Origin of the sequence: uncultured Sneathiella sp., from assembly GCF_963973085.1 — a bacterium.
Classification (GTDB): Bacteria; Pseudomonadota; Alphaproteobacteria; order Sneathiellales; family Sneathiellaceae; genus Sneathiella.
The window spans coordinates 171968-193256 of sequence record NZ_CAXAXA010000001.1 but is presented as its reverse complement, the minus strand read 5'-3'; the positions used below and the strand labels follow the sequence as shown (position 1 = coordinate 193256).

Genomic DNA, 21289 nt, shown 5'->3' with positions numbered 1-21289 from the left:
TTTCTAACCCGCCCGGGAGAGGCGTTTGACGCAGTCGTTGAGCTCGTTGATGCCGGAGGAGAAGAACTCCATGCTCTGGGAAATCTCGTTGGTAACGACGGTCTGTTCCTCAATGGCGGAGGCGACGGCGGCTACATATTCATTGACCGAGGAGGTCGAACTGGAGATGACTTCCGTGCTGTCCACCACGTCATTGGCCGCCGTCTGCATGGCGTTGATCTCCTGATAGATATCGTCCGTTGCCTTCGATGTCTGGGTGGCGAGGGACTTGACCTCTCCGGCGACGACGGCGAAGCCCTTGCCAGCCTCCCCGGCGCGGGCGGCCTCGATCGTGGCGTTGAGCGCGAGGAGGTTCACCTTTCCGGCAATCTCGCGAATGATCTCGACGACGCTTTCCATGGATTTGGAGGTTTCCTGAAGCCGCGTTGTCAGCAGCTTCGCATGATCGGTCTTGGAGACGATATCCGTGACCGCATGTTGTGACTTGTTCATATTCTGGCTGATCTCCTGAATGGAGGCCTGCATTTCCTGGGTCGCGCCGGCCACGCTCTGGATTTTCTCCTGGGAATCCCGGGACAGATCGGCCGCCTGAAGGCGCGCCTGCATCTGGTCGGTAATGTCGGTCGCGAATTTAACCACCTTGAACGGGTTCCCGTTGAGATCGAGGATCGGGTTGTAGCTGGCCTGTATCCAGACTTCCTTGCCGTCCTTGCCAACACGCTTGAACTCATCAGAGAAAAACTCACCTTGCGCCAGTTTTTCCCAGAATGCCTTGTATTCCTTCGTCGCCGTATGGGCCGGATCGACGAACATGCTGTGGTGCTTGCCCTTTATTTCCGCGAGGCTGTAGCCCATGGCTTTCAGGAAATTCTCGTTGGCTGTGAGGACCGTGCCGTCGAGATTGAACTCGATGACCGCTTGCGATTTGCCGATGGCCGCAATCTGGCCCCGGAAATCGGCATTCTGCAGCCGTCGATCCGTAATATCCGACGCGTACTTAACGACCTTGAAGGGTTTGCCTTTGGCATCGAGAATGGCGTTGTAACTGGCCTGTATCCAGACTTCCTTGCCGCCCTTGCCAATGCGGCTGAAATCGTTGGAGATAAACTCTCCGTTCCCCAGCTTTCTCCAGAAGTCCTTGTATTCGCTGCTTTGTGCATAGGCGGCGTCCACAAACATGCTGTGGTGCTTGCCGGTGATTTCTTCCAGACTGTAGCCCATGGTGTTCAGGAAATTCTCGTTCGCGGAAATGATTGTGCCGTCCATCTCGAATTCGATCACTGCCTGGGATTTGCCAATTGCCTCTATCTGGCCTCGAAAATTGGCATTCTGCCTTTTCTGATCGGTGATATCGGTGGCGTATTTGACAACTTTGAAAGGCTTGCCGGTGGTGTCGAAGATCGGGTTGTAGCTCGCCTGTATCCAGATTTCCTTTTTCCCCTTACCATAGCGAAGGAATTCATCGGAGAAATACTCGCCCTCATTCAGCTTTTGCCAGAAGGCGGCATATTCCGCGCTCTCCCCATAGCCGGGCTCGACAAACATGCTGTGATGCTGGCCCTTGATTTCATCGAGACTGTAGCCGACCGCATTCAGGAAATTGGCGTTCGCATTGCGGATGGTGCCGTCCATGTTGAATTCAATTACGGCTTGAGATTTGCTAATGGCATCAATCTGGCCGCGAAAATCGGCATTCTGCTTTTTCCGGGCTGTGATATCGGTTGCGAATTTCACGACCTTGGAGACTTTTCCGTCGCGACCCATGATCGGATTATAACTCGCCTGTATCCAGACTTCCTTGCCGCCCTTGCCGAACCGCTGATATTCCTCGGACAGGAATTCTCCGCTCCTGAGCGTAGCCCAGAATTTCTCGTATTTATTGGAGGCAGCGAATTCCGGATCCACAAATATCCTGTGATGCTTACCCTTTATCTCTTCAAGTGTGTAACCCATCGCCGAGAGGAAATTGGCATTTGCGTGAAGGATGGTCCCGTTTGCATCGAATTCGATGACGGCCTGTGACCTGTCGAGTGCCTCCAGAAGTGGATTTGAAGTCTCTTTCTTGAAAAGCATGGCAAGCGCCTTTTCTATGGGTTGATTGGAAAGTCCTTCTATATTTGCGATTATTAATTCTGATCCTTAAATATTGATTAATTATCTAATATATAAATATTTAAATAATGTATAAGGTTAATATTTTCAATAAAAGCAAATACTTATCAGTTTAATATTTATGCGAAAAAATTCTGAAATCCAAAAACAACCAAAAATAGAGCGGTGGAAAATGGCTTTTGAAGGCTTTTGACTAACGGTTCCATTGACCTAAATCAATGCTGTGACCAATGGATCGTATAGTGTCTATTGTAATAAATTGTCCACATGGAGAGGAATATGTCGAATAAAAAGGAATCCCCCTCAAATGAAATGGATTTGTCGGGACTGGTCGTTCCCTTGGACATGGAAACATTATTCGGAATGAACCAGAAGATCTACAAAACAATGGTAGCCTGTAATGATGAGTGGATAAATTTCGGCCGTGCCCGCCTGAAGGAGGATCTTGATATCCCGCAGAAGTTGGCCGATTGCAAATGTCCTCAAGATGTTTTTGGTGTCTACGTCAACTTCTATCAACGGGCCGTGAAGCAATATGCAACTGAAGCCAGCAGCCTGACAAAAATCTGTTCGGAGTTGGCGACGGTCCAGCCGGAGGATGTAAAACAATCCGCAAAATGACTTTTTTCGAAGTTTTTTTGTTCGGACCAGAAGTGACTATACACCGGCACCTCAAGGCAGCAGCGGGAATTTGGTGGGGGTGCAATTTTCCGCAATAAAGTAACCATAGTCATTGTTTGCTTTGCCCCGCTTCGCATCTTCCTGTAAAAGAAGCGCAAATATCAAATTGAAGATGCACCCGAGGAAGCAGCGCCGCCCATGACCCGTCACCTGATTACTTCTGCCTTACCCTATATCAATGGCGTCAAGCATTTGGGAAATCTGATCGGCTCGATGCTGCCCTCCGATCTTTATGCCCGGTATCTGCGCGCCCGGGGGGAGGAAGTGCTGTTTATCTGCGCAACGGACGAGCATGGCACCCCGGCGGAGCTGGCGGCCCGTGAAAAAGGACAGGATGTGGCAGAATTCTGCGCCGAGCAGCATCAGGTGCAGGCCGATCTCGGAGCCAGATTTGACCTGTCTTTTGATTATTTTGGCCGATCCTCTTCCCAACAGAATAAAGAGCTGACCCAGCATTTCGGCCAGAAACTGATTGACAACGGCTTTATCGAAGAACGGGTGACACGGCAAGTCTACTCGATCGACGATGAGCGGTTCCTGCCGGATCGCTATGTTGAGGGAACCTGTCCACATTGCGACTATGACAAGGCGCGCGGGGATCAGTGCGAGAACTGCACGCGTTTGCTGGACCCGACAGACTTGCTTAACCCGCGCTCGGCGGTTTCCGGCAGCACCAACCTTGAAATCCGAGAGAGCAAGCATCTTTTCCTGCTGCAATCGAAGCTCGCCGATGAAATCCGCGTCTGGGTCAACCGCCATCAGGACTGGCCCGTGCTGGTTTCCTCTATCGCCCTCAAATGGCTGGATGAGGGGCTGCATGACCGCGGCATCACTCGCGACCTGAACTGGGGCGTGCCCGTCGATCAGCCGGGCATGGAAGGCAAGGTCTATTACGTCTGGTTTGATGCGCCGATTGAATATATCGCGGCGACCAAGGAATGGGCAGACGAAGACCCGTCGAACCGCGACTGGAAAAGCTGGTGGTACGAGGCCGATGATGTGCGTTATGTGCAGGTGATGGCGAAGGATAACGTCCCTTTCCATACGGTGACGTTTCCGGGCACGATCCTTGGCAGTCGCGAACCCTGGAAGATGGTCGATTATATCAAGGGCTTCAACTGGTTGAATTATTACGGCGGGAAATTCTCGACGAGCCAGAAACGCGGGATTTTCATGTCCGACGCGATCGAACTGCTGCCGTCGGATTATTGGCGGTATTACCTTCTGGCGAATGCACCGGAGACGTCTGACGCGAGTTTTACCTGGGACGGTTTCGCCGGCACGGTCAACAAGGACCTGGCTGATATCCTTGGTAATTTTGTAAACCGGACGCTGAAATTCTGTTCCTCCAAATTCGGGGAGCAGCTTCCGGCAGGTGGGGAAATAGGGGCTGCGGAAAAGGCGCTCGCTGACGCGCTGCAGCAGCGGCTGACCGCCTATAACACTCATATGGGCGATCTGCAGATCCGAAAAGCCATGCAGGAGCTCAGGGCGATCTGGGCGCTTGGCAATGAGTATCTGACCGAGGCAGCCCCCTGGACGGTGTTCAAGACCGATCCGGACGCCGCCGCGGCAAGCCTGCGGACAGCGATCAATCTGATCCGGATTTTTGCAATTTTGAGCGCCCCAGTTATCCCGAATGCGGCTGCGAAGATGGCTTCAGCCCTCGGGATTACACTGTCTGGCACCGATTGGATCGAGGGCGATTTTCTGGAGGAGTTGCAGATACTTGAGGCCGGGCATGATTTCGAGATTCCGGATGTACTATTCCGCAAGATTTCCGACGATGAGGTCGCGGCCTGGGAAGAGCGGTTCGGTGGGTCGGAGTAGGGGCCGCGCGGTCCCGCACGCGTCTGATTTCACTGAATTTTACCCAATTTCACTCTAATTCTTAACCTGGCTTTAAGGGCTTTGGGATATTCTCTCACAAAGATTTGTGGAAGGATCGACCATGACGTTACGCGGACTTCTTAAACGTAAAGTTATCAGGGCCTTGGCGCAGGATACCAAAGCGACAACGGCGGTTGAGCTGGCGATGGTTGCGCCCGTTTTGATTATTGTTTTGGTCGGCATCATCGAGCTCAGCCTGGCGATGTTCATCAATACGGTTGTCGAGGGCAGCCTGAAGGACGCCTCGCGTCTTGGACTGACCGGCCAGATCCAGGAAGGATCAAGCAACACGCAGGCCCTTGTCGATATGCTCAACGAGGCGTCTCTCGGTTTGCTCGGCCTGACAACTGCTGATGTAACAACACTTGTCTATGAGAATTTTGCCTATGTCGGGCAGGGAGAGGAATATACGGACCTCAGCGGTGACGGCAGCTGGACACCCGGTCCCTATACTCATTCGGACGGTACAGTCTACCCCGATGGTGAGCCCTGGGTGGAGGTGAACGGTAACGGTATCTATGACGAGGATTTCGGTGTCGCCGGGATGGGTGCGCAGGGCGATATTGTCCTTTACACCGTTGAATATAACTGGAACTTCCTGAGTGGGCAGGTAATCCCGATCCTGGGTGGCATCATTCCTATGCGGGCCTCGATCGTTGTCCGCAATGAGCCTTACTAAAATGTCGCTTGTTTTTATGAGAGGCGGGGACAAGTCCCCGATTTGAGGTTAAAATGAGCCGTTTATTCATTTCATTTTCCGATAAGATTACTCACCATGTGCAGGAATTTATCCGCAATCATCGGGGGGTTGCGATGGTGGAGTTCGCTATGCTTCTGCCGCTTCTGATGCTGCTGACGGCGGGAAGTTTCGAAGTGGCCCGCTACGCCCTGATGACGCAGAAACTTGACCGGATTACCGCGACCCTCTCTGACTTGATTGCGCGATCCGGTAATGAAACGATTACGGAAACGGAAATCTCGAATATTATTGATTCCGCGCTCTTTATGGCCCAACCCTTCGATATCAGTGATGGAAGCGTTATTTTCCTGACCTCTGTTCAGGGCCGCGCGGGCGACGCGCCGGAAATACTCAGCCAGCGGGTTTCCGGCAACCTCACCGGCTATACCAGCGCCATCGGCAGCACAATCGGCGGGGACGCGACCCTGCCGACCGCGTTTCCGGATGCCGGTTCAGGCGAGACCCTGGCAGATGGGGAAACCCTCATCATTGCGGAAATTATCTATGATTACAGCCCCTATCTGACGGGCCGGATCGGCTTCTTTGGCGATATGGCGTTGCGCGCCCGCGCGTATTTCCGGCCCCGCTTTACCGATACCATTACATTCCCTGCGGCTCCCTGAGTCTGACCTTTCTCCCATGAGAGGCCGGCTTGCGGTTGACCTTGCCTGATGCGTGCAGGCAGGCGGGTATAAGCCTAATCTCTCGTCTCTCTTCTCCATATCTGAAAGTATCTGCAGGCTGTCAAAGTCATGTCTCTGGCCTCAGTCCGTATGTCTATATGGCCTGCCATATCGCGGCTATTTCTTACTGGACAGCATGGGGCGCCTATTCAGGCTGAACCGTCCGTTGGAACAAAACCATAATCATTGTCTGAGCCGGACTGCCAAGAAAAAGGGTGGGAAAGGAAAGCTTTCAGGAAGAAGCCATCATGTGCGGAGCAGACTGGTACCATAAAAAATGCGGCGCCCAGAAGAGGAACGCCGCATTTATTTGTTTTGGCTGCTGTATCCCGGTTACTTCGAGATACGCAGGTTACTCAGCTCTTCACCGATGGTGTTGAAGTTATCCTGTAACTCGTCCGCTGAAGTGGCAACAAAGGCATGCTTGGGAGATGTCGCACAATCACGCATCATGCTGGAGTTTCCGTCAACGAGCAGGACGGTGTAGACGATGATGCCTGCGGCCTTCATGGCAGTGCAGGTTGCCAGTACCTTGTCGTCCAGGATATCGGGATAGTTTGAATAGCTACTGCTGTTCAACGCATCCTGATCCAGGAATCCTCTATAATCATAATAGATGGAGTTTGGGGTCTGATCAAAAAGTTCTGCACGGGCAAAAGCATGATAGATATCATAGGCACTGCTGTTGGTACCGAGTGTATTCAAGCCGTCTGTCATCAGGATGACAACCTTGTCCATATGGACTTCATCATACTCAAGCGGCAGAGCCGTATATGGCACGTTCGGCGTGACTTTTGTGTTTGTCGGCAGATTCAGCGTGGACGATCCGTGCCAGAATCCTCTCCAGCGGGGAGAAATCGCGCGCCATCCCCAGGTCATGCCGATATTAACGGCCGTTCCGCCATCATGATCCATACCGTCAATATGTGTTTTGATGGTGCTTTTCTCAGCCGTAAGCGGCAAAACCTTGGATGTGGGGCAGTATTTGTTCGGACCTTGTCCGCCCAGACCGGAGCTGATGGATACACTGCCGTCTGATTTTCGCCAGTCATTCCGCATGACGTTATCGCCGCCGCTGTTATCGCCGTTAAAATCATTGTCCGAATCGCGATGATAGTCGTTCCAGAAATAGGGAACGAAGTCATTTGACGGCGGATCATCTGAGATGTCAACCGTACCACCAAGGAGGTTATCCCGCATCTCGACACAACCTTCCCAGCCATAAACCGTGTCATTGGAGCCATTGCCGGTGACATCCCGACCGAGGGCTGTGTTGGAAGAATCCTGTGTAAAGATACTGTTTGAATTACTCGTCAAGTTGGTTATGTAATAATTTTTAAGCCACTCGATATTTTGCGGGCCAACGTTCACGGCCATTGTATAGGGAACGATACCCACCCAGAGCTTTTCCCGCGTTTCATCATTCCCATATAACGTGTCGATTAGTCCCTTCGCGGATGTTTTTAAAACTCCGAGACGGTCACTGCTGCCAAGCGACTTGTCCATAGACCCGGTATTATCGAGGACCAGCACAAGTTCCATACCACGGTTCTGCCGCTTGATTTCCGTCGCGGCACCGAGAGTAAGGGACGGTTGCCCGAGCACATTCATGAAGGTTGTGCCCATATTGGCATTGACATTCAGCGTGATATTCTCACGCGTGGCATCCCAGGTGACCGTGGTGGCGTCCATCGTAATCGGATCGGTGCCCATAAAGCCGGAGGGGAAGTTCGCATCGAAATACTTCTGCGCATCCGCATAGATTTCGGCGTCGGTCGGCGCGAAGATATTGCGTCCGACGGCAAGGCCTGCCGCATCCAGCGCCGTCGAGAGCTTTGATTTCAGGACATAGGCGCGGCCAAGATCGATTGATAGGCCGACAGCGCCAAAAATGGGAATCGCCAGGAATGCGATAATAACAGCGGACACTCCGCGGTTATCTTTGATGAAACCAGAGGCAATCCGGCGTAGTGAACCAAAAATAGTCTTCTTGTTCATGCTGACACCATGCAATTCAAAATTAAATTTTACTAAGCACAGCATCAGATAAAATTTTTAACAATTCATTAAAAACTAAAATCCATTTCAGTAAAATTGTACTAATTAAGACAATTAACTGGGGCGTAACTCTATATATGTGTATTTTATAATCTCATATAGAAATAAAAATACATTTCTAAGTAATTATTTGAGTATGATTAAGTAAAAATAAAAGTATGAATACTGATTTAATAAAAATTTACGTATTTTATACTATTTTTGAGCACTAAAAAAAATCGACACTTTAACTATTGATTAATGATTTGAGGTTTAAATGCTGATCAAGGCGCGAGGCAAGACGAACTTGGGAAGCGCTTTAAACCTTAAGGGGCTTTTCAGGTTGCGGGGTAAACGCGGGCTAAAAAGTCTGACTACCAATGGGTCTTGAAAACCCGGCGGATTGAAAGCCAAGTTTTGTTTAGTGTCAGGATAAAATCCTGAATTTTAGGAGACTCACTATGATTAAAGTAATCCGTTCTTTTGTAACAGACGAGTCTGGTGCTACGGCTATTGAATATGGCCTGATTGCCGCCCTCGTCGCTCTCGTTGGTGTTGTTGCGTTCACTGCAGTTGGTGATACAATCTTTGACGCCTTTGATGAAATTGCACTTCAGTTGTGTGAAGGTGCTGGTGGTGTATACACCGCTTCCACTTCATCTGTAGCTGGCAGCTGCGCTATCCCGTAATCCAGCTGTTTGACATTGGAGGTAACGTTTATTACGAACGACGTTACCTCCACTCTTTCAAAACAATATAATTACAGTTTCCAAAAAGCAGTAAGTGAATATGGAGGTTGCGATGATCAAGATTGGTACGTTTTTCGCCGATGAGTCAGGGGCAACAGCTATTGAATATGGACTTATTGCCTCTCTTGTCTCTCTCGTAGGTATCGTTGCCTTCACGGCGTTGGGGGACACGGTTCTTGTCGCCTTTACCGATATTTCCAAAGATTTCTGCGTCGCAATTGGCGGCACATTCAGTCTGACCGCAGATGGTGCCGACAGCTGCACCTGAGTAGCAAATTCCTTCTTTCGAGCCTGAACTTCCACTATAGTTAACGGCATTTTGAACGCATTGCTAGTCTGCAATATTACCTCAAATTTTCGGCATATTTTGCCAGTATTTTTCCGACGTGATTTTAGCGTAAATCCCTTTAAATTCCTCAAAATTTCCCACGTAAAGCCCGACAAATTTAACCTGAAATTAAGGTCTTTGGGTCTAGGCTCATTAATTATTGAAACATAATGGAATTAGCACCATGGCGCGAAAAATTATTCTGATCGTTTTTGCACTCCTGATCACCGGGTCCACGGTCTGGTTTGTCCGCAACTGGGCAGGCCAGCAGCAGGCAACAGTAATGGAAACCGCCGATGTTGAAGTGCAACGGGTGGAATCTAATGTTAAGATCCTTGTTGCGGCCACAGATTTGCCGGCCGGCACCCTGGTACAGGAACAGCATCTGACATGGCAGTCCTGGCCGGAAGATGACAGCAATAGCATCGAGGATGTTTATATTGTCGAAAATGTCCGTCCACTTGAAGATTTTATCGGAACGGTTGTTCGCCAGGGAATCGTCACGGGGGAGCCTATTACGGATGCCCGCATGGTTAAACCCGGGCAAAGCGGATTTCTTGCCGCCGTCCTCAACCCCGGTAAACGCGCCGTCTCTATTCCACTTGACATGACCTCTGGCATTGCCGGTTTTGTCTTTCCGGGCGATCGGGTGGATGTCATTCTCGTTCACTCTATTAAGGAATCAGAACTGGAAGAAGATACAGGAACTTCACGCAGAGCGAGTGAAACGATTCTGACTGATGTCCGCGTGGTTGCCATGGATCAGTCTACCAATGATCAGCTGCAGGAAGCCTCAATTCGCCGCGTCGCAACCTTGGAAGTTTCGCCCAAGGGCGCAGAAATTGTTGCAGTTGCAACCGAGCTAGGCCGCCTTACCCTATCACTTCGAAGCATTGCCCGTGTCGAGGATAGCGAGAAAAGCAAGGACGGCACTGTTGCCTTCAAGGCTGAACGGGGCCGGGGACATACCTGGGATAGCGAGGCGAGCCGCCTGATTACCGGGGGAACGCCGCGTACGGGTATTCCCACAACAGTCATCAATGTCGTACGTGCTGGCGAAGCCAAGCAACAGTTGTTCGACTAAGGAGTAGTTTCGATGTTGACAAGACTTTTTACACCATTGGCCGCGTTAGGGCTGGGATTCCTGTTGGCCTTCGGAGCATCGGGAACGATCCAGGCGGCGCAGGTGATCAATTCCAAGGGTGATATTCTTGCCCTGACCCTGAACTCAGGCAAGCTGGTGCAGCTCGATCAACCCGCAACATCGGTTTTTGTCGGAAACCCGGAACTTGCAGATGTGCAGATCCAGTCGCCGACGATTATCTATGTCTTTGGCAAGGGCACGGGCAGCACCAATCTTTTCGCGCTCGATAGCCAGGGCCGCGTGCTGCTTAACTCTCCGGTCTCGATCACCCATGATGTGACCTCTCTGAATGAATCCTTGCAGGAAATCAGTCCGAACGGCGGACTGAAGGCACGCTCGACCCCGACAGGCATCATGCTGACAGGACGGGTGAAATCAGCGGCGAGGGCCGAGGATGCCCGCCGGATGGCGGAGCTATATCTCAATGGAGGAACTGTCTTTAACCGGATTGAGGTCGCGGGCGCCATGCAGGTTAACCTCAGGGTGCGTGTTGCGGAAGTTTCCCGTTCGGTCACCAAACAGTTCGGTGTCAACTGGGAAGTCTTCGGGCGGATCGGTGATGGCTTTCTCGGGCTTGCAACGCCAACGGATATCGTGACGGATGCGACGACCGGGGCAATAACCCGCCTCGGCCAAGGCACAAACTTTCTGTCCGGCTATAGCGACGATAATGTTGATATCCTGAACGTAATTGATGCCCTGGATGAAGAAGGGTTGTTGACCATCCTTGCGGAGCCAAATCTGACGGCCCTGTCTGGTGAAACGGCGCAGTTCCTGGCCGGCGGCGAATTTCCCATACCGGTCCCGCAGGAAGACGGCGCGATTACGGTTGAATATAAACCGTTTGGTGTGTCGCTTGCATTCAAGCCAACCATTGTCGACGATAACCTGATCAATTTACAGGTGCGCCCGGAAGTCAGTCAGCTGTCATCCAACTCCGCCATTAATGTCGGTGGTTCTTTTATCCAGTCGCTTCTGACCCGTCGGGCGGAAACCACGGTTGAACTTGCCAGCGGTCAGAGCTTTGCCATTGGCGGCCTGTTAAGTAATGACGGCGACAACAACATCTCGAAAACACCATTCCTCGGGGATATCCCGATATTAGGCGCGCTTTTTCGCTCTTCCTCCTTCCAGCGGAATGAGACCGAGCTGCTGATTATCGTGACGCCATATCTGGTGAAACCGAGCAATTCACGCATTGCTGAGCCTACAGACGGTTATATTCCGCCGAACGACAAGGATCTTTATGTCGGTGCGCGAAATTTCCGTCCGACCCTGGGCGATGCCGCCCCGGAAAAAGATGGTCGTGATGTTGCCGCAACGACGCAAGCGGAAGATGTCAAACTTGTTGGCCCCGCCGGCTTTATCCTGGAGTAGATCTTATGAAACAGACATATCTTAAGAAAACGGCAACGCTGGCCGGACTGATGGGGTTTCTCCTGATGGCGGCGGGCTGTACATCGCCGGAGGGGTTGTTCGGCGCGATTGATGAAACTGCGAGCCCGGAGAAGGCAAAGCTGGAGAAAAAGATCTCTGTGAGCGAGCTGACCTCGACGGTAATCGTTGAATTCGAATCGGGCCGTTCCGGGCTTGCCGACATGGAAAAAGGCAAGCTGCTTGGCTTTATCGAGGCCCAGCGCCTGAATTTTGGCGAAGCGGTTGAAGTCGAATTGCCGACATTTGAAGGCAGTAACGGTTTGAACGAACAGCGCTTCGTGCAAGTTGCGGAATTCCTGCAGGATCGCGGCTTTAATGTGGCCCCGCGGGTGACCCGTGAAAATGCCCCTGATTCGCTGCGCGTATATTTCGTGCAATATGTTGCGACGGTTGATCCAAACTGCCGGAAGGGCTGGTACAAGCCCGAAGGCATTGGCTATGAAAACCTGCCGCTTCCTTATATGGGTTGCGCCAACGCTGACGCTCTTGCCGGCATGGTAGCAAACCCCAAGGATCTGGTCGCACCGGCGAATTCCGACGCAATGATTGGCGAACGCGCGGCGCGCCCGGTGGAAGTTTACCGTAGGGGCGCAGGATCATCGGCTGCGCCTGCTGCGGGCGGCGGGCAATAAGGGAGTCTGAGGAAATGGCTAAATCATCATCTTTAAGCACGCTTTTCGGTAATGCGGTTTGCGAAGATTTCATGGCTTTCGTCGAGGACGAAAAATCCCTTGAGGTCAGTCGGGAAGTCTGTAAAACCCTCGATTTTTCTTCCGATGCCACCCAGGACGGCGGAATAACAGCGGCATTAACCCGGATCGAGCCGGGACATTCCCCCAAGGTGGTTCTGGCAGACATCACGAAGAGCATTGACCCTGAAAGCGACATTACCCGGCTTGTCCGGAAAATGGGCCCGGAGAAAACACTGATTATTCTCGGTTCTTCAAATGATGTCGGTGAATTCCGGAAAATGATCGCGCTTGGTGCCAAGGACTACTTGGTCAAACCGATGACGGCGGACATCCTGAAAGATGCAGTTGAAAATGTCGATCGCCAGTCACAGGCCCTTCATGCCGCCCAGAGTGGCAAGCTGACCGTTCTCGTCGGCGTGCGCGGCGGTGTCGGGGCGACGACCATTGCCACGAACCTGGCCTGGATCATGGCCAATGAAGAGAAACTGCCGACGGCACTCCTTGACATGGACCTGCATTTCGGCACGACCACTCTTTCGCTTGATATTGAAACAGGTGGCGGCTTCCGCGAAGCGCTTGAAAATCCGCATCGGCTCGACAAGCTGTTTCTCGACAGCGCCATCGTCAAGGACGGCGATCGGCTTGCGGTTCTGGGCACGGAGGAGCCGATCGACGAACTTGTGGATATCAGTGAAGAATCCATCGATGCATTGATCGGAGAGATTAGCCAGGATTACAATCAGGTCATTGTTGATCTGCCAAGGCATCTTCTGCCCACGCAGGGCGCTTTGTTGGCATCCGCCGATACGGTTATTCTCGTTTCCGATCAATCGCTTGCCGGCATCCGGGATATCAACCGGATCACTCAAGCGATGACGACACTCCAGACCAAGGGTCGGATACTGAAGGTTGTCAGCCGCGTTGGATCGGAACGCGCCGCGCAGGTTTCCAAAGCGGACTTCGAGCGCGGACTGAACGAAGCGGTGGACTATGTCATTCCGGAGGATGCGAAATCGCTGACAATCTGCGCTAACGCCGGCAAGGCCATCGGAGAGGTTGCAGCAAAAGCGCCAATCTTGAAGGTCTTGCGCGACTTGTCAGCAGATGTATCCGGATACGAAAAGCCGCAGAAGAAGGGCCTGTTCACGCTGGTTCCGGGTGGCAAGAAAAAGAAAGAAGTGGGACATAAAACGTGAGTTTATGGCGTTCATCTTCATCGGACAGTAAAGGAAAGGTAACGCCGGTCGCCCCGAGCGTTGCCGGACCGCAGGCGGCTGATCTTCTGGCAAAATATATGCCGGAAATCACCGAGGCACTGTTGCCGGGCATTGATGTCAATGAGAACCGCTCTGCCATTGCGCAGATGGTTAAGACATATCTGCGCGATGCGATGAAGCGTGAAAAGATCGAACTGAATGTCCTTGAGCAACGCACGCTCGTCAATGACCTGACCCAGGGCCTCAGGGCGGAACTTTCAAAGAAGAAACCTTCCATTCCATTGGCCCCGGAACCTAATGTCCCGGTTCACGGCGGCGGCGAACAGCCGGAGCCTTATCTGAACGGCACGGATGATAATTCCGGCTATACCCAGATCGTCGAAGAAGGCGTGACCGTCTTTGGCGCCGATCCGGATGCGCCGGTCGAAGTACGGGCGCAATTTGACCGTCCGGCTGAATTAAGGCATTCCGATACCGACGTGGACAGCGAGGATGAAGAGGAAATAGCTCCGATCGTTCCCGTCGCCAAATCTGCGGAAGAAGAGGAAGAGCCCGACGAGAACGACAAATCCGCCTCGCTGTTCAATATATCAATGGCTCCGGAGACAACCGGGGTCAAGATTAATGCGCAACTGGAAGCGGTGAAAAACGTCATCCAGCCGCTGCTGATGGAGCGGATCGATATCAGCGCGGCCGTGACCATGGACCGCCTGGACCTTGCCCGCGATATTTCCGATATCGTCACCGATATCCTGATCGAGGAACGTATCCAGCTTAATCAGCGTGAACAGCGTGAGCTGACCGAAAGCCTCATGCACGACATGCTCGGTTTGGGTCCGCTGGAACCGCTTCTCGCTGACGAATCAATCACTGATATTATGGTCAATGGCCCCAAGCAGGTTTTTGTTGAGCAAAAAGGCAAGCTGGTGCTGTCCGACTGCCAGTTCCGCGACAATGCACATGTGATGCAGGTGGCAGGGCGCATCGTGAGTCATGTGGGGCGACGTGTGGATGAATCCAATCCGCTGGTGGATGCGCGCCTCGCCGATGGTAGTCGTGTGAATATCATCATCCCGCCGCTGGCAATTGATGGTCCGTCGATCTCTATTCGTAAATTTGCCAAGCAGAAAATCACTCTTGATGTGATGGAGCGGCAGAAGAACCTGTCGCCTGCGGCGGCCACCGTGCTTCGTGTTGCCGGTCGCTGCCGCCTCAATATCCTGATTTCCGGTGGTACGGGTTCAGGTAAGACGACCATGCTGAATGCTATCTCGCAGCTTATCGATCCGGGCGAGCGTATTGTTACCATCGAGGACGCGGCGGAACTCCAGCTGCAGCAGCCTCATGTCGTTCGCCTTGAAACCCGCAGCGCCAACCTTGAAGGCGGCGGCGAGATTGCCATGCGCGACCTTCTGAAAAACGCTCTGCGTATGCGCCCGGACCGAATTATCCTCGGCGAAATTCGTGGCAGTGAGGCGATTGACATGCTTCAGGCCATGAATACTGGCCATGATGGTTCACTTTCGACAATCCATGCCAACCGCCCGCGTGAGGCTCTGACCCGGCTTGAAAATATGGTTGGCATGTCGAGCGTCAACCTGCCGGCCAAGGCCGTCCGGACTCAGATCGCCTCGGCCATCGACCTGATTGTCCAGATCAGCCGTATGCGCGATGGTGTACGCCGTATTACCTATATTTCCGAAGTGGTCGGCATGGAAGAAGACGTTATCACCATGCAGGACCTGTTCTGGTATGAATTTCAGGGCGAGGATAAGGGCGGCCGGTTACTTGGCGAATTTAAGTCGACTGGCTTGCGCCCGCATTTCGCACCGCGCGCCGCCTATTTCGGATTGGAAAAAATGCTGTTGGGAGCCATGTGATGTTTGACGCTGCAGGACCTGGTGATCAGTTGACAATGATGCTTGTTGTGGGCGGGGCGACGCTTATGATTTCCCTGCTGTTGTTGCTTGCCTTTGCTGGCGGCGACGGTAATAGCCGCGAATCCAAACGTCGTTTGGACGAAATCAGCATGGGTCAGAAGCCAACAGGTAAAAGCCAGGCCCGCAGTTCCGCCCGCCGGGCACAGGATACCAGCGGTATCAAGATTGTCGACGGCATCGTAAGAGCCCTCATTCCGAAGCCGGATCAGCTGAAGATCAGGCTGGAAAAGACCGGTTTCAACATGACGGTGTCGAAATATGCGACTGTCACCGGAATGCTGATTGTCCTGATCATCGGCTATTCCCATTATCTGTATGGATTGAACTGGTTTCTGGCTGTGCCGGTCGGATTGGCATCCGGGCTTTTTATTCCGCATGTCACGGTCGGATATCTCGGCAAGCGCCGGATCAACAAATTCATGAAAACCTTTCCCGAAGCGATAGAGTTGCTGGTCCGGGGACTGCGGGCAGGTTTGCCGATCAGTGAGGCAATCGTGACCATTGGCAATGACGCACCCGATCCTGTGGGCAAGGAATTTCGCGGCGTCGCCGATGCGATGCGGGTGGGCCAGAGCCTGGAACAGGGGCTTTGGGACGTCGCACGGCGCATTGACCTTCCGGATTTTAAATTCCTGATTATCGCGATCTCCATTCAACGGGAAACCGGCGGTAACCTAGCAGAAACGCTGGGTGGACTGGCCAATACATTACGCAAGCGTCGCCAACTCAAACTCAAAATCAAGGCTATGTCATCAGAAGCCCGGGCGAGCGCCTGGATTATCGGCTCCCTACCGTTCATCATGTTCTTCCTGCTGTGGCTGGCGAATGAATCTTATGTCATGAAGCTCGTCGATGATCCACGCGGTATGTATATGATCGGTGCCGGTCTGACGATGATTGGCTCCGGCGTAGGGGTAATGGCCAAAATGGTCCGCTTCGAGATTTAGGAGACAGAAATGGTTGATATAGCCACCTTGCTGCCCGACTGGTTGCGCGACGAGAATATGCTGGCCCTGATTGCCGGAGCGGCTTCCTTCGCTGTGCTCCTGATGATGTGGAATGCCTTTTTGGTGAAAGATGCCCTGCCGGGCCGGATCAAGAATCTTGAAAAACGCCGCACCAAGCTGAAAACCGATATCGCCAACCAAACCAAGCAACGCAGCAAGCTGGTGATGCGCGAGAATTTCATGCATCGTGTGGTCAAGAAGCTCCAGCTCATGCGCGGGGAGCGGGCGAAGATCATTGCGGCGAAACTGGCAAAGGGGGGCTGGCGCTCGAAAGATGCACTTGTCGCTTATCTGTTTGCCAGAATTTCCCTGCCGGCTCTGTTTGCCATCCTGACCGCAACTTATCTGTTCGGTACTGGCGCCGTTGACTGGGGTGTTGCGGTCAAGATTGTTGTCTGCGCCGCGGCCGGTCTGGTCGGGTTTATTCTGCCCGATACGCTGGTCAAAAACCGGATTTCAAAACGCTATACCGCCATCCGCAAATCCCTGCCCGATGCGCTTGACCTCCTGGTGATCTGTACCGAGGCGGGGTTGAACCTCGATAGCGGGCTGGATCGGGTTTGCCGGGAAATTGCCAACTCCGCACCAGAGCTTTCCGACGAGATCGGGCTCACCTCTATCGAGATTGGCTTCCTGCCGGATCGTAAAATGGCTCTGGCAAATCTAGCCAGCCGTGTCGATTTTCAGGCCATGAGCACGCTGGTCAATACGCTGGTGCAGACTGAAAAATATGGCACGCCGCTTGCTGTCGCCCTGCGGGTGCTCGCAGCAGAAATGCGGGAGGAACGCATGATGAAAGCAGAGGAGAAGGCCGCCCGCCTTCCGGCCATCATGACCGTTCCGATGATTATCTTTATCCTGCCGGCCCTGTTCATTGTCCTCATCGGCCCGGCTGTCCTTAAAGCCATCGACGCCTTCGCTGGCGGTTGATACCCGACGGTTGCAGGGCAGGGACTTCACTTCTTACCCTGTCAGCATTATCTCCTTCAAAACACGAGCTATCCCTCCTGACGCCTTTTCTACAGAGTGTGTGGACTGTGGTCCTTGTCCGGGCCTTATAGGCATCATGTCGTAGTTGGGGCGCAAGGAGACCCACGGGCATGATCCAGCGTGGGAGCGGCTCGTGGACATCGGACCAAAGGGAGTATGCAGTATGGTCTACTGGCAGGAAGGTTACGACTGTCCGCCATGCGCAAGAAAGTTGCTAGCGATTTTCCATAAAAAAACGGGCCCGTATCAGGGCCCGTTTCTATTGGTTCAGTGTCAGGATCAGAGGGCGCCGCCGAAGCTCTCTTTCTCGAAGTCCGCGATCAGGTTGGTGTCACTATCCGATGTCGGGGTTTGATCTTTATTGTCCTTAGCCATCCGTTGGTTCGGGGCAAGGGTGGGGAGGCTGTCCTTTTTGACGGGCGTTTCGGTTTTCGGTGCGCTTGCCATGAAGCAATCGAAGCTACGATCCCGGAGGCTGCTGCACAGCTGCATGGTTTTCATTTTGTCTGAGAAGCCACCGATTTTCAGGCGATAGTAAAGGCCACCCTTTTCCTCACCGAGGTCAATTTCATGAATGACCGGATCGATATCGCCGAGCAGGTCAACATTCTGTGTCTGTACGATCTTCCAGCCTTTTTCTGCCAGCGGCTTTTCCTTGTAAGAGCCAATCTGAAGGAAATAGTTGCCGCCATCGGGCATATAGGCCTCGGCGTTGCTTTTCATTGGCTGGTCATCGGAACGCATCGCGATTTTTGTCGCCTTCGGCGTTTCATCCGCTGGCGTATCGGCGATCATGGGTGCTTCCGGAGCAACCGTCGTTGCTTTCCTGTCCAGCGTCCATTCACGGGCCGGAGCAGCCGATTCGTCCTTCTTCACAAATGTCACTGGCTTCTCATCAACCTGTGTATCGTTCTTTTTCACGAAGGTGACGGGCTTTTCTTCCGCTGGGGCCGGATCCTTTCTAACGAAGGTCACGGGCTTCTCAAGAGGTTTGGCAGGTTTATTGCTGGCGACCACTACCGGTTTTTCCATTGTCTCGGCTTCCGGTGCCGTCTTTTTCGCGACTACAACAGGGGCAACATCCTTTACTGGCGCTGTCTTGGTGGCCGGCGGCTCCGCCTTCGCCATCATCATCGGTGAATCAGAGGCCGGAACCAGAGGTTTGGGGGCTTTTGCTGCCGGAGCACGCTCTTTCTTGGCGCTTGCATCAAGAGACAGCTGCTCCGTTTCAGCGCGGGCCATCAGAACATCCGGGTCTTTCGGCAGTTGCGGCTCGGGCGCTGTCAGAACTTCGGTGACGATGTCGTCCTTAGATGCGTTCATCAGCTTGATCTGGTCATCCAGGGCAAGAACCTGCTCATCAGGCTTGCTGTTGAGGGCCTCGAAATACATGTTGTTGTTGCGGGCATCCTTTTCGGAAAGATCCATGCGCGAATATTTCAGCGCCTCGCCGGATTTGCCCGCCATGCCGTAGGCGAGGGCAAGCGTCTGACGATGTTCCGCCGTCGCCTTCGGATTTTCAGTTACAACGGACAGAATGGCAATTGCCTGTTCCGTCTCGCCCGAAAGAGCGAGGGACAGGGCCAGATTGCTCTTGTAATTGAGATTGTCCGGATCGGCCTTGATCGCAAGTTTATAATATTCCTGCGCCTTCTTGTGCTCGCCTGCCTTATCCATGGAAACAGCAATGCCGCCAAGAGACTTGGCGTTACTGTCATCGATTTTGAGCGCCTCTGCGAAAGTCTGGGAGGCCAGATATGGCTTGCCCATCTGCAACTGGCTGTACCCGATGCCGTGATAGGCCGCTATATTCATCGCATCGAAGCTATGAATGCGTTCATAAACCGCGATTGCATCGGCTGAGCGGCCGGTTTTGCGAAGGACCTCGCCGATCTTCAGAAATGCCGCCGGGTCGTTGGGATGCTGCTTTGCAGCCATGGCGTATAGCCGGAGGGCCGTTGCAGAGTCATTTTTTGCCCAGGCCCGGTCCCCGACGCGTAACATTTTTTCAATAGTCATGCCGTCGGTGGAGGTGGTTTCAGGAACGTTGCTGCTCACAGCAACAGGTTTGTTTTCCGACGGATCAGCTGATGCAGAATGATCAGAGACGGTGTTACATCCCGCAACAACCAGTCCGGTTGTCGCGAGGAGAACTGTCCGAAGACGGGCAGCAAATGGGTTATGTTGCGGCACAGCTTTTGGCCTCTCTTTTGAGAATTAACAAAAATCTATGCTCCAAACTAAAGCCATCTTCCTTAAAAACGGTTAATGTAAAGGGAAAATTATCCTAAAATTCCTTATCTGCCGTCTAAGCCCGGATTTGTGCCGTTTGAACGCTACAGCCGCCTGCGCTTAATGGCAGAGGCGGCGGGCTCCGGCTGGCTTTGCGACGGCTTGCCATGGCGATTGACATCGATAGGCTGTTGCTGTGTCACGCTGACCGGTTCACGATAGGGAGGCGCGGGATTGACCACGGCCGGGTGGGACGGATCGACAAACCGGTCGAACATGCCCGAACGAATCTGGTCCGGCAGAACCTCGAACAGGGAGACGGTATTCTGAAGTCCGATTCCGTTGACGAAATTGGCGATGGCGATGGTCAGCAGCCCTGTGCGCACGGTTCCGGCATCTATTCCCTGCTCGTTACAGCGGGCGAGAGCATCTGAAAATTCCTTGGCGACGATATTGTTCATGTTGTCCCTGTTCATCTGTGGCTCCTTTGGATTAACGCCGCGCCGGGCGGCGCCGTTTGACATGTACAGATAACGTCTGACTTGGCGATTTGTGACGACGGGAAATGAAATCTTTGAAAATGGCGTGTTTTGCTATTTGTCTCTATAATAAGATAAAAATGCAGGAGATTTGAATGTCAGCCGAGCTTGAGGAATTTGCGGATCTGATCAGGATGAGCCGCTCAATTGCGATCTTTACCGGGGCGGGGATCAGCACCGAATCCGGTATACCGGACTTCCGCAGTCCCGGCGGGCTTTGGGAGAAGAACCGCCCCATCGATTTTTCCGAATTCCTGCAATCGGAGGAAGCGCGGCGCGAAAGCTGGCGCCGCAAGTTCGCCATGGAATCTGTGTTGTCGAAAGCCGAACCAAATAAAGGACATATGGCTATTTCCTCACTTTATGAGCAAGGAAAAGTCTGCGCCGTTATCACCCAGAATATTGATGGCCTGCATCAGGCATCGGGCGTTAGCGATGCGGATGTGATCGAGGTGCATGGCAATACCACCTATGCCAAATGCCTTGACTGTGCGGGGCGGATGGAGCTGGAGCAAGTGAAGGAGATTTTCGCCGTCGATGAAACCCTTCCGAGCTGCGAGAAATGCGGCGGCCTGATCAAGACCGCCACCATTTCCTTCGGTCAGGCTATGCCGGTAGAGGAAATGCGCCGCGCGGCGGAGGCGGCGCTCGGTTGCGATTTGTTCGTAGCGATCGGTTCTTCCCTTGTCGTCTATCCGGCGGCGGAGATCCCGCTGACGGCCAAGCAGGCGGGGGCGCCTCTTGTTATCCTCAATCGCGAGCCGACACCGCTCGATGACTATGCCGATCTGGTTCTGCACCGGGAAATCGGGGAAACACTTGCCGCTGTCACAAAACTGTAAAACAAGAGTATCATATAGAGGCAGTCGCGC

General features: G+C 53.0%; 18 protein-coding genes. 14 read left to right on the top strand and 4 right to left on the bottom strand.

Annotation, left to right across the window (positions count from 1 at the left end; genetic code table 11):
* Nucleotides 1-3 precede the first annotated feature (3 nt).
* Nucleotides 4-2073: a PAS domain-containing methyl-accepting chemotaxis protein gene (locus AACZ19_RS00855; protein ID WP_339630249.1), complete on the bottom strand. Its 2070-nt coding sequence runs from the start codon at nt 2071-2073 to the stop codon at nt 4-6.
* A gap of 318 nt (nt 2074-2391) precedes the next feature.
* Here AACZ19_RS00855 and AACZ19_RS00850 point away from each other — a divergent pair, with 318 nt between their 5' ends.
* The 4 genes from AACZ19_RS00850 (at nt 2392) to AACZ19_RS00835 (ending at nt 6045) form a co-directional block, all read left to right on the top strand.
* On the top strand, nt 2392-2733 hold the full coding sequence (locus AACZ19_RS00850) for a phasin family protein (RefSeq protein WP_339630247.1): 342 nt from the start codon (nt 2392-2394) through the stop codon (nt 2731-2733).
* 198 nt (nt 2734-2931) lie between these two features.
* Nucleotides 2932-4623, top strand: coding sequence for a methionine--tRNA ligase (gene metG / locus AACZ19_RS00845; RefSeq protein WP_339630246.1), 1692 nt, complete (start codon nt 2932-2934; stop codon nt 4621-4623).
* Between the two features lie 121 nt (nt 4624-4744).
* The gene (locus tag AACZ19_RS00840) at nt 4745-5362 is read left to right on the top strand and encodes a TadE/TadG family type IV pilus assembly protein (RefSeq protein WP_339630244.1); all 618 of its coding nucleotides are present in this window, start codon (nt 4745-4747) and stop codon (nt 5360-5362) included.
* Between the two features lie 53 nt (nt 5363-5415).
* Complete coding sequence (locus AACZ19_RS00835) at nt 5416-6045, top strand: TadE/TadG family type IV pilus assembly protein (RefSeq protein ID WP_339630242.1); 630 nt, start codon at nt 5416-5418, stop codon at nt 6043-6045.
* Nucleotides 6046-6438: 393 nt separating this feature from the next.
* Here AACZ19_RS00835 and AACZ19_RS00830 read toward each other — a convergent pair whose 3' ends face one another.
* A complete protein-coding gene (locus AACZ19_RS00830; RefSeq protein WP_339630240.1) occupies nt 6439-8103 on the bottom strand; it encodes a TadE/TadG family type IV pilus assembly protein in 1665 nt (554 codons plus the stop codon).
* A gap of 500 nt (nt 8104-8603) precedes the next feature.
* Here AACZ19_RS00830 and AACZ19_RS00825 point away from each other — a divergent pair, with 500 nt between their 5' ends.
* The 9 genes from AACZ19_RS00825 to AACZ19_RS00785 all read left to right on the top strand — a co-directional run bounded on the left by AACZ19_RS00825 (nt 8604) and on the right by AACZ19_RS00785 (nt 17586).
* Nucleotides 8604-8831: a Flp family type IVb pilin gene (locus tag AACZ19_RS00825; protein WP_339630238.1), complete on the top strand. Its 228-nt coding sequence runs from the start codon at nt 8604-8606 to the stop codon at nt 8829-8831.
* Nucleotides 8832-8943: 112 nt separating this feature from the next.
* Nucleotides 8944-9159, top strand: a complete 216-nt coding sequence (locus AACZ19_RS00820) for a Flp family type IVb pilin (protein ID WP_339630236.1) — start codon at nt 8944-8946, stop codon at nt 9157-9159.
* Between the two features lie 244 nt (nt 9160-9403).
* Nucleotides 9404-10303 carry a Flp pilus assembly protein CpaB gene (gene cpaB, locus AACZ19_RS00815; RefSeq protein WP_339630234.1) on the top strand — a complete coding sequence of 300 codons (900 nt, stop codon included), beginning with the start codon at nt 9404-9406 and terminating at the stop codon, nt 10301-10303.
* A gap of 12 nt (nt 10304-10315) precedes the next feature.
* The gene (locus AACZ19_RS00810) at nt 10316-11740 is read left to right on the top strand and encodes a type II and III secretion system protein family protein (RefSeq protein ID WP_339630233.1); all 1425 of its coding nucleotides are present in this window, start codon (nt 10316-10318) and stop codon (nt 11738-11740) included.
* Between the two features lie 5 nt (nt 11741-11745).
* On the top strand, nt 11746-12432 hold the full coding sequence (locus tag AACZ19_RS00805; RefSeq protein ID WP_339630232.1) for a CpaD family pilus assembly lipoprotein: 687 nt from the start codon (nt 11746-11748) through the stop codon (nt 12430-12432).
* Between the two features lie 14 nt (nt 12433-12446).
* Nucleotides 12447-13688 carry an AAA family ATPase gene (locus AACZ19_RS00800; protein ID WP_339630230.1) on the top strand — a complete coding sequence of 414 codons (1242 nt, stop codon included), beginning with the start codon at nt 12447-12449 and terminating at the stop codon, nt 13686-13688.
* Nucleotides 13685-15589: a CpaF family protein gene (locus AACZ19_RS00795; protein ID WP_339630229.1), complete on the top strand. Its 1905-nt coding sequence runs from the start codon at nt 13685-13687 to the stop codon at nt 15587-15589. The genes AACZ19_RS00800 and AACZ19_RS00795 overlap by 4 nt, the downstream gene beginning before the upstream one ends.
* On the top strand, nt 15589-16596 hold the full coding sequence (locus AACZ19_RS00790) for a type II secretion system F family protein (RefSeq protein ID WP_339630228.1): 1008 nt from the start codon (nt 15589-15591) through the stop codon (nt 16594-16596). Before AACZ19_RS00795 ends, AACZ19_RS00790 begins: the two co-directional genes overlap by 1 nt.
* A 9-nt stretch (nt 16597-16605) precedes the next feature.
* Nucleotides 16606-17586 carry a type II secretion system F family protein gene (locus AACZ19_RS00785; protein ID WP_339630226.1) on the top strand — a complete coding sequence of 327 codons (981 nt, stop codon included), beginning with the start codon at nt 16606-16608 and terminating at the stop codon, nt 17584-17586.
* A gap of 339 nt (nt 17587-17925) precedes the next feature.
* Here AACZ19_RS00785 and AACZ19_RS00780 read toward each other — a convergent pair whose 3' ends face one another.
* The gene (locus AACZ19_RS00780) at nt 17926-19839 is read right to left on the bottom strand and encodes a tetratricopeptide repeat protein (protein ID WP_339630224.1); all 1914 of its coding nucleotides are present in this window, start codon (nt 19837-19839) and stop codon (nt 17926-17928) included.
* A gap of 143 nt (nt 19840-19982) precedes the next feature.
* Nucleotides 19983-20354, bottom strand: a complete 372-nt coding sequence (locus AACZ19_RS00775; protein ID WP_339630222.1) for a hypothetical protein — start codon at nt 20352-20354, stop codon at nt 19983-19985.
* A gap of 158 nt (nt 20355-20512) precedes the next feature.
* Between AACZ19_RS00775 and AACZ19_RS00770 the strand changes: the two genes are divergently transcribed.
* Nucleotides 20513-21259, top strand: coding sequence for a Sir2 family NAD-dependent protein deacetylase (locus tag AACZ19_RS00770; protein WP_339630220.1), 747 nt, complete (start codon nt 20513-20515; stop codon nt 21257-21259).
* Nucleotides 21260-21289 lie beyond the last annotated feature (30 nt).

What these genes read in the sequence shown, in the direction of transcription:
- AACZ19_RS00855 (WP_339630249.1), bottom strand. Translation starts at nt 2,073, where the DNA reads ATGCTTTTCAAGAAAGAGACTTCAAATCCACTTCTGGAGGCACTCGAC.
- AACZ19_RS00850 (WP_339630247.1), top strand. Translation starts at nt 2,392, where the DNA reads ATGTCGAATAAAAAGGAATCCCCCTCAAATGAAATGGATTTGTCGGGA.
- metG (WP_339630246.1), top strand. Translation starts at nt 2,932, where the DNA reads ATGACCCGTCACCTGATTACTTCTGCCTTACCCTATATCAATGGCGTC.
- AACZ19_RS00840 (WP_339630244.1), top strand. Translation starts at nt 4,745, where the DNA reads ATGACGTTACGCGGACTTCTTAAACGTAAAGTTATCAGGGCCTTGGCG.
- AACZ19_RS00835 (WP_339630242.1), top strand. Translation starts at nt 5,416, where the DNA reads ATGAGCCGTTTATTCATTTCATTTTCCGATAAGATTACTCACCATGTG.
- AACZ19_RS00830 (WP_339630240.1), bottom strand. Translation starts at nt 8,103, where the DNA reads ATGAACAAGAAGACTATTTTTGGTTCACTACGCCGGATTGCCTCTGGT.
- AACZ19_RS00825 (WP_339630238.1), top strand. Translation starts at nt 8,604, where the DNA reads ATGATTAAAGTAATCCGTTCTTTTGTAACAGACGAGTCTGGTGCTACG.
- AACZ19_RS00820 (WP_339630236.1), top strand. Translation starts at nt 8,944, where the DNA reads ATGATCAAGATTGGTACGTTTTTCGCCGATGAGTCAGGGGCAACAGCT.
- cpaB (WP_339630234.1), top strand. Translation starts at nt 9,404, where the DNA reads ATGGCGCGAAAAATTATTCTGATCGTTTTTGCACTCCTGATCACCGGG.
- AACZ19_RS00810 (WP_339630233.1), top strand. Translation starts at nt 10,316, where the DNA reads ATGTTGACAAGACTTTTTACACCATTGGCCGCGTTAGGGCTGGGATTC.
- AACZ19_RS00805 (WP_339630232.1), top strand. Translation starts at nt 11,746, where the DNA reads ATGAAACAGACATATCTTAAGAAAACGGCAACGCTGGCCGGACTGATG.
- AACZ19_RS00800 (WP_339630230.1), top strand. Translation starts at nt 12,447, where the DNA reads ATGGCTAAATCATCATCTTTAAGCACGCTTTTCGGTAATGCGGTTTGC.
- AACZ19_RS00790 (WP_339630228.1), top strand. Translation starts at nt 15,589, where the DNA reads ATGTTTGACGCTGCAGGACCTGGTGATCAGTTGACAATGATGCTTGTT.
- AACZ19_RS00785 (WP_339630226.1), top strand. Translation starts at nt 16,606, where the DNA reads ATGGTTGATATAGCCACCTTGCTGCCCGACTGGTTGCGCGACGAGAAT.
- AACZ19_RS00775 (WP_339630222.1), bottom strand. Translation starts at nt 20,354, where the DNA reads ATGAACAGGGACAACATGAACAATATCGTCGCCAAGGAATTTTCAGAT.
- AACZ19_RS00770 (WP_339630220.1), top strand. Translation starts at nt 20,513, where the DNA reads ATGTCAGCCGAGCTTGAGGAATTTGCGGATCTGATCAGGATGAGCCGC.